Raw genomic sequence first — 7,820 nt, 5'->3', positions numbered from 1 at the left:
TGTTGCAGTGCAGAAATATCATGACTTTCACTGTGTCTGACAATAATGCCATTCATCTTCCTCTCCATTGCGTTGAGTTAGTGCATAACTTTCTCTGCGGCATTTATCAGCCGGACTTTAATAAACTCCTCATTCTCGGGCTGACGGGTGAACCCAACCCCCAGTATGCCCGCAACGGCGCCATAATACGGGGGGATCGTCGTGGCTACTCCGCCTTTATTTATCTGTCCAGTGGATCGTCAGGGGGTATTCCAGCCAGGGCAAAGGAACTACATTCACCGGCCATGACCAGTCGTTAAGCAGCACATCAAAGGCCTCAGGTTGGATACGCAGAATAGTTTTCCCCGGTTCAGGCGATATCCAGCCCGGACGCAGCAAAAACCACTGCCGGATATCTTCCGCCGACAGCTTTTGCCAGGTGGACTGCAGTGATGCAGGCAGACCCGTCAGCCACTGCCGGAGCTGCTCCCGGGTGACCTCATCCGGCATATCCTCAGGTGTTATTTCTCCTTCTGTCGGTAACCCGCACAGCAGTCGGCTGACCCCCGCTTCCGGTGGAGGCTCATTCTGCCGGAGTGCCAGCCACGACAGGCACCCTGCTGCCCGGCGTTGCGCCTGCAGGCTGACAAACTGTTTCCCTTCCAGCAGGCCCAGATGGCGGAACAGGCCGGGCAGCATGGGCCACAGCAGCGCCATGCCGGCGCAGCTGACCGGTTGCCACTGTGCTTCTGAAAGCGGGTCAAGTTTCCGGTTCTCTGGCCGGGACGACTGAGACGACTGAGACGACTGAGACGGTAGGTTATTGCGAGTCAGTAGCCTATGCCACTGCGCGCGCTGGGGGGCAGACAGCGTCGGCCGGACGCTTTCCACCACCACAGGGTTCTGCCAGAGCGCCCGCAGCCAGGGTATCAGAGGAGCAGGCGGTGACACCGGGTGCCGGAACAACGTCTGTATCAGCCGGACGTCATACCGCTTCACCGGCGCTGCGGATACCGCCACCCGCAATTCCGGTGGTATACCGGGTATGGTCGTTACCGGAACGGGCGAGGCGGGTAGCTCCGGGTGTTGCTGAAAATAATGCAGCGCACTGAGCCATAACGAATCCCCCGTCACGTCGCCCTGTTGCGATACATCAGGCGCCAGCTGGCGACACAGGTTACGCACCGTCTCCTCCCGTAGCTGACGGTATAACGTCGCCCCTTCCGGCAACAGGACATACTCCGCCAGGACTGGCAGCCAGATATCCGGCGCCAGCGCCAGCTGGCGGGCCAGCCAGCTGTCGACAGGCTCTTCCCCCGAGCGCAGCACCTGCTCCAGCAACACCCGGCACTGCGCCGGGGAGTCTCGGGTCCACAAATCCGCCCTCTCCGCGAGCAGTTGCCGGAGCGCTTGCTCCAGCGCACGTTCCAGCCGCTGGCAGAAAGTACGCTCGAAAAACGCTCCGGGAATGTCGCCCAGTGTTAATACCAGCGGGGACTCCAGTCGGATGGAGAGTCCGGCTGGAATAATTCTGGAAAACATCCGCTCCAGTAACATTTTTAATTCACGGAGGAATAACCTGCTGATTCGATCAGAGTAATAATCGGCTTGCGAATAATCAAGATCAACACGAAAACACAAGCGATTTATATATAACATAACCACCTCTGACAAAATTCAGATTATAACTTAATAATAAACGCTAAAATATAATATGCGGGTAAGGTATTGACCGTATGGGTGTGTGCAGAAAGTGTAACCGTATGCCCATGCCCGGCTCCTGTTGTTCCGTCAACGGAACCTGTATATCCTTCGTAGATATTACCGGACCACAAACAGTCAAAACCAATAGCTTCGGACCCTCCCCTCCAGTATCCATCATAAAATGGATTGCCTTCATCGCAATTTACACCCGCAAAACCAATGTTATGTTTATGATTGGGTATTTGGTCGCTAGTCAATTCTACAGTTGATGTAGCTACATCTTTAGACTCACCGTCTGAAGTTGTGGTAACAGTATATGTTTTACTCGTTCCACTTCCCGATATTGTTGCTCCTCCATCTTGATTTGCTTCAGTCACTGCTCCACCCATTATAAATTTATTAATCAAATTAGGTCGCCCATTATTACCATCGCAAAATGCCCAACCGGCTGGGGCAGTCGAACCTGAAAACATCATTATCATACCACTTACAAACAGTTGCTCAGGTATTAATCCAATACCAAAGGTATCAACCTTAATCCCTTTATTTGATTCAACCACCACTCCGACACCACTTTCATCAACCTTAATCCCTTTGTATGGGTCAACCACCACTCCGACACCACTGACATCAACTTTAATCCCTTTGTTTGCATCAGGCAGTACTTTCAGCTGACTATTGCTATCCAGTATCAAACCGGTGTTATCCGCCGGATCAAAATCCGGACTGAGCCCCACAGCTTTACGCCCACAATCTGCCACATCGATCAGTGCCGCAAAATCTGTTTCCAGAGGAATGCTACGCTCCTTAAAACGACTTTTCAGGTCTACTGTTGATGGTCCCACTGTCTGCTGGGATAAAATATTTTTCTTCTTAGCCATAAGAATAATCTCCGGTTTCATAGCGACTACATTCATTTATACCGTCACAGCGTTCAGCACCGAGGTGCTGAACGTGTATATTTCATTCATATCAATGAACTACAACACAATCCGGTGCACGACATAACCCAAAGTCATGTCATAATTAGTTCCGTTATAAACATCGCCAGTTTCCAGCGAGACCTTATCGTACATCGTCGTACTAGGGTGATCAGTGTCTGTCCAGTATCTGGAATCACCACTGACAAAACCAGCTGTGGAGTAGAAGCTCAGTGCCCCCCATTCCGACCACAGAATTCCCAGTTCACCCCGCGTCGGCAGGTTGACTGTCTTCAGTTGGGCTGAGGATGGGGATAATACATTCGTCGAGTTGGTCAGCTCGCCAGTCGCTGGGGTTGCCGCGAGATCCAACTCCCAGTGTTGACGTGTGGTATCCTCCATATTGGTAAACCACTTTTGCAGCGTAAACGTGTAACTCTGCGCGGCAAGCCCTGGTATCTTAGGTGTCGCGGTGATAACCACCGTTTTCGTCGCACCAGCCGGCGTTCCCGTGAATGAAACATTGCCGCTGGCGTCCACGGTCAACCATCCCTGACTCTTATCCCAGTCATAACTGCTGTTATTACTGGCATCGCCATCAATCACCAGCCGAAATTCCGCCCCCGGGAACCCGGTCTGCGGAAACTTATCACTCGCACTCAGATCAAACTGGTGACCGTTGACCTCGGCATAGCCTGTCATTGGCTGGGGTGCCGCCGGTGTCAGGGATACCGTTGTGGTATGGCTGCCTGTCACCTGGCCACTCAGCATCGGACTGATAGTCACCGTGACTGCCGTTGTTAAGACCCCTGACAAGAGGGTTGTGTAGCTCCCGGAATTCACCGGTTCTTCTGTCACTGAAGCCAGAATAATGCCGTCTACCGGGCTCACGTCAAAACTCACGTCAGCTGCCCGCCCGGTGATAGCATTGTCATGCGCGTCCCTTAGCATCCAGGTGATGGTACTGATCTCTTCCCCGTCGGCCACAATAGACGACGGTACTGCCGTCAGTGCTGAGTACGTATCCGCCGGTTCTCCAGGGATAAACGTCACCACTTCCTGCCGGCTAAGTTCATTTACCGTCGCCGTCACAGTACAATTACCCGCGCGGGTGCTGGTCAGTGTCTGAGTTGCAATGCCGTTAGCATCCGTGATCCCCGATGCGCCGATGAGTGCGCTATTATCAGCTGCAAAAGCCACTGCTAAACCTGACTGAGGAATACCTTCTTCATCCAGAACCGTAAGCGTCACGGTAAAGCGTTGTACGCCATCAGCCACAACGTCATTCCCCGTCACAACCAGCGCGATTTGTCCCACATCAGGCACATAGAGCAGTTGATCCTGAATGATCACTTCACTGTTCCACTCGCTACCATCGCTGCCCACGACCGCTGTTTTCTGTTCAGGGGTGGCAATATACATGGAGCCAACCCCCTGCAACGGAGCAGGAAGTTGTCCCAGCGCCAGCAGATACATCAGTTCATACGACGAATCCCCCAGTACTGCTCTTCCGTTTTGCCAGTCGCTATAGGTCTTCGCAAATTGCTGAAATTCCCACCAGGGTTTCCAGTGGATTAACACCCCTGTATGTGACGGGATCTCGGCCAGAATCACCTCCCTGACCCAGACCTCTGTCGCATAGGGATCGGAGGTAAGGCCAAGCAACAGCTGCTGGTTGAAGACAACACTGAGCATAAAGGAAAAGCGATCCGTTGAAGCATTTGCATTGTCTAAGTGCCACTGATAATGGATGCACTCATCGTCTGACGGAAAAGACTCTTCTGCCCTGACGATAAGGGTGTTGGCAATACGGTCCATGGATACGATTTGTAATCGCTGCCCAGTCAGGTCTGCTCCCTGACCAGGGTTTACAGAGGTCGTCATATATTCCAGTACCAGCCAGTCCTCCTTCTGCACCATCACCGGAAACGGTGAACAGATAAGCCGCTTTTCATCAGCAGCCAGGTCGGACTGATCGTCATCATAGCGGAGCGGGTAGTCCATATCTTCAAGCCACACCGGGCTATTTTGCCAGGCCAGCTCCTCTGGTGGTAATTCCAGAATGGTATCGAGGTTAAACTCCAGCTGCCTGCTGGCTTCGACATCTAACCAGAGGTTATTTCTGATTTCATCGACACGGATGACCATTTGTCCACGAATTCGCAACACGCTGGTCGAGCCGTAATGCAGCAGAAGATCGATCATCTGCCCTTTTTTTATGCCCGACAGATTCGTACTGGAGATGACCAGATAACGACGGCGATCCTCGTCAGACTGCAACCTGGCTATTACGGGCGTCTGCGGTTCATCATATTGTGCTAACGGCTGTACCGGCATCAGCGCCCGGTGCTCAACCAGATAGAACGGCAAGTCTTCCAGTGAGGTTTTGTCATCAAAGATTTCAGCCCCCCCCAGACCAAGCCGGGCGGCGATGCGCCGGTGCAGGGCCGAGACCTTATCCACCCGGATATTGGAACGGTGGTAGGTCAGTTCCGTATGGCGGGATAAAAAGCCCTGCTGTGAGGCCAGGAACCGGTTAGCAGGCTGGCTGAAGACCGCAGGCGCCAGCAGGCTGTTAAAATAGCCGAGCAAAAAGCCGGTGATGGCCAGCTCCTGTTCCCGGTCATGACGGCTCCTTGCCAGGTAGCGCTCCAGCGTCTGACGATACGCCTGGTGAACCTCATCACTGACACTGTCGTCGTTAAAGGGCCATTGATGCCCCCAGACCGCGTCCCCTTCCCGCCGGAACGACAGCAGTGCGGGCAGTAACGCCAGCTGCTGACAACCATCAGCCAGCAGTTGCTCGAATGCCAGTAAAAACTGGTGCAATTGCGTCTGTTGCTGGGTTCCCGCGGGTATTCGCAGGTTATAGCAGGGAGGGACAAGGTCGGTAGCCGGGTAATAGCGCCCCGGGTTACGCCAGCGGCCATAAGGCATAACCTTTTCTTCGTTATGGATAAGGGCTGGTCGTTCGAGTTCTGCCGCAATCGCGTCCCTGGATGCCGTCAGCTGCACATCACCGCTGGCCAGCAGTTCCACCAGATCCCCGTCCGCCAGTACCGCCAGCGGATCGCTGCCCCACAGCAAGGGGTAAACACCAGGTCCGCGGGTCTCCCATTCCCAGCGGCTGCTGACGGAGTTGTCTGCGAGCGCCTCCAGATGGCGGATCCCTTTAACCCCCGCCACATCCTGCAGGGCACTGACCAGACCACTCAGATTAACAACGGCAGGGGTTGTACCCTCTATCGGCGAAGGTAGTCTGGGGATCCAGCCGTACTGCAGCCAGGGCCCCTGGTGGATATCTTCACTGCGCATCCCCTCTGCCAGCAGCTGTTCCGTTGAGACGTGCTGGACGGCGGGTGTGACATAGTTTTCCGCCACCTGGTAAATATCCGCCAGAATGGCGGCAATATTGCTGTTGGTGCCGATATCGTCTTCAAGCTCAATCACCACCTGCAGGGAAAAGTCTTCAGGCTCCAGCCAGATAATTTTGCTCACCGCCTCTCCCAGGTTGCGGTTATTGCGCAGAAAGATATCCAGAACTGCCTGCGCCACCTCAGGATTCAGCAGGGTTTCCCGCGATGGCAGCAGATAAAGATGATAGTTTCCCAGTAACTCAAGACTGATTGCGCTGTCTTGCGTTGGTGGTTGAATGAAGCTGTATTCACGGGATGTCGTGTCATACCAGTACTCATAACGTTCTGCTTCCGGCTCCCGGATCAGCTGCGCATTGAGAAACAGAAAGTAACCCTCCTCTGTATCCGTACTGCGTAAATCCAGCAGGGCCCGCCGGTAATCCTCTTCACTGATTGGCCCGCAGGTCAGGGCCTGCTGGGGACCAAACTCAGGTGGAAACAGCCCTTCACCTTCCGGCTGAACCTCCGGTGTCAGCAAATCCGTCAGCGGTCGGGTCTGGCGGTAGGCCAGATCGGCCACGCCATACCCCTGCGTTTCCAGCAGCGTGATCCCCGGATCATGTTCCGCCATATCCGTCCAGTACTGACCGCTGCTGGTTTTCAACACCTGCATCGCTTGCGCCAGCAGCGTTTCAAAGTCAATTTCATCCCGGACGACCGGGAACAACTCATTGGTATTACTCATAATCCGTCCTTAAATCGTGTCCGGCCAGCAGAGGATCAGAACCTCGTCGTCACGGCCCTGAACGGAGTTTTCACTGTCGTTCAGGGTCAGATTGATAACGTGATCGACATAGGGTTGTTGCTGCAACGTCGCCATGACGTCGTAATAGTCAATCCGGTTCGCCACTGACGCCCCGGCCGCCGCCCCCGTACTCCATGGCATATACTGCGCCGTCAGCGTTTCACGCAGCTCCCGTTCAGCCCAGGTATGGCTGACGCCAGGACGGAGTTGAACCTCATACACCAGATCAACATCAATATAACGGGGGTTATCAATCCTGATGTTCTGCCAGAGAGATGCCAGCCCCTGCAGAAAATGGCTCATCGCATCCAGCCGGGCGGCGTTAAACACCGGGCGCAGGGCGTCGTCGTTATCTTTCTCAGTGGTCAACGGAATAACGATCATCTTTTGTTCCGTCAGGGCCGGAACGGTGGTCAGCACGGCCCCGGAGGGGGTGACCACTTCAAACACATACGGAAAGGCCGTTTTGAGGATCATCACAATATCGGGCCAGGTCAGCGCCCGGTTACGGTGGGAAAGCCGCTGGGCCACCCGGGTGACGAACGCCGTGCTGGTTTCCGCTGGCTGACCACCCCAGGACGCCCAGGGTTGCTCCACCCCTTCCAGACCTGGGATATCGGCCTCCGTTTGCTCAATAGTCCCGGCGGGCAGAGGTTCTTCCACCACCTGGCTGTCCAGCGTCGTGACATTGAGCAGCGTGGCGGTCATCCCGTTGGTGATAAGCCCGTTCAGCCAGGGATAAACAGGGGGATCTACAGGGGTGATATCAGCCCGGAACCAGTAACGCCCTGGCGGCATCGCCTGGGCCTGATGACTGGCATCATCCGGCAGGACGGTCGACCAGAGGCCGCTGCGAAACAACCCCTGTGTCTCGTCCGTCAGTTGCACACCCAGCGCCTGCCACTGGTTTTCCACCGTCAGGTACCGCCAGGTGAGAGTCAGACGCTGCGGACTGTTCAGGTTCCAGAACAGAGATAACGCCTGTCCGGGCTGAATATCCCGAATCCCTAGAAAAAGCTGCACGCTGTTCACCGGTTGCTCAGTGTCTGCATAACC

3 protein-coding genes and 1 pseudogene are annotated in these 7,820 nt (G+C 54.7%); all 4 read right to left on the bottom strand.

Annotated features, from left to right (window positions below; genetic code table 11):
- Positions 1-216: 216 nt before the first annotated feature.
- The gene (locus tag JO226_RS03990; RefSeq protein WP_293493592.1) at positions 217-1,638 is read right to left on the bottom strand and encodes a contractile injection system tape measure protein; all 1,422 of its coding nucleotides are present in this window, start codon (positions 1,636-1,638) and stop codon (positions 217-219) included.
- A 23-nt stretch (positions 1,639-1,661) separates the two neighbouring features.
- On the bottom strand, positions 1,662-2,564 hold the full coding sequence (locus JO226_RS03985; protein WP_293493590.1) for a tail fiber protein: 903 nt from the start codon (positions 2,562-2,564) through the stop codon (positions 1,662-1,664).
- Positions 2,565-2,663: 99 nt separating this feature from the next.
- Entirely contained in the window at positions 2,664-6,704 is a 4,041-nt protein-coding gene (locus JO226_RS03980) for an invasin domain 3-containing protein (protein WP_293493588.1), read from the bottom strand.
- Between the two features lie 9 nt (positions 6,705-6,713).
- Positions 6,714-7,820: pseudogene (locus tag JO226_RS03975) on the bottom strand (hypothetical protein); the annotation flags it as partial.

Source organism: Pluralibacter sp., assembly GCF_019237635.1.
In the GTDB taxonomy this organism is placed as follows: Bacteria; Pseudomonadota; Gammaproteobacteria; order Enterobacterales; family Enterobacteriaceae; genus Enterobacter_B.
This window is presented reverse-complemented; position numbering and strand designations above follow the sequence as displayed.